This is a genomic window from Marinitenerispora sediminis, from assembly GCF_003336425.1.
In the GTDB taxonomy this organism is placed as follows: Bacteria; Actinomycetota; Actinomycetes; order Streptosporangiales; family Streptosporangiaceae; genus Marinitenerispora; species Marinitenerispora sediminis.
Window position 1 is genome coordinate 1 of sequence record NZ_QEIO01000324.1, and the last position, 851, is coordinate 851.

At 60.3% G+C, this 851-nt stretch carries 1 protein-coding gene; it reads left to right on the forward strand.

Features of this window, described 5'->3' with window-relative positions; all coding sequences use genetic code 11:
* Positions 1-851: ATP-dependent Clp protease ATP-binding subunit ClpX (gene clpX, locus DEF28_RS26610; RefSeq protein WP_114446272.1), on the forward strand; the 851-nt coding region annotated here is incomplete at both ends.

Genomic DNA, 851 nt, shown 5'->3' on the forward strand with positions numbered 1-851 from the left:
TCGGTCAGGAGCAGGCGAAGAAGGCGTTGTCGGTCGCGGTCTACAACCATTACAAGCGGGTGCGGTCGGAGAGTGATCGTCCGCGTGATGAGGATGTGGAGATCGCGAAGTCCAACATCTTGCTGCTGGGGCCGACGGGGTCGGGGAAGACGCTGTTGGCGCAGACGTTGGCGAAGATCTTGAATGTGCCGTTCGCGATCGCGGATGCCACGGCGCTGACGGAGGCGGGGTATGTGGGGGAGGATGTTGAGAACATCCTGTTGAAGTTGATCCAGGCGGCTGATTACGACGTGAAGAAGGCCGAGACGGGGATCATCTATATCGATGAGGTCGACAAGGTCGCGCGTAAGAGTGAGAATCCGTCGATCACGCGGGATGTGTCGGGTGAGGGTGTGCAGCAGGCGCTGTTGAAGATCTTGGAGGGGACGACGGCGAGTGTGCCGCCGCAGGGTGGGCGCAAGCATCCGCATCAGGAGTTCATCCAGATCGATACGACGAATGTGTTGTTCATCTGCGGTGGGGCGTTCGCGGGGTTGGAGAAGATCATTGAGTCGCGGGTGGGGCGCCAGGGGATGGGGTTCAACGCGGTTCTGCGGTCGAAGCGGGAGTTGGACGCGGCGGATCAGTTCTCGGATGTGATGCCGGAGGATCTGTTGAAGTTCGGGATGATTCCGGAGTTCGTGGGTCGGTTGCCGGTGATCACGAGTGTGCACAATCTGGATCGGGGGGCGTTGATCCGGATTCTGACGGAGCCGCGGAACGCGTTGGTGAAGCAGTATCAGCGGTTGTTCGAGTTGGACAATGTGGAGTTGGAGTTCAGTGCGGACGCGCTGGACGCCATCGCCGAGCAG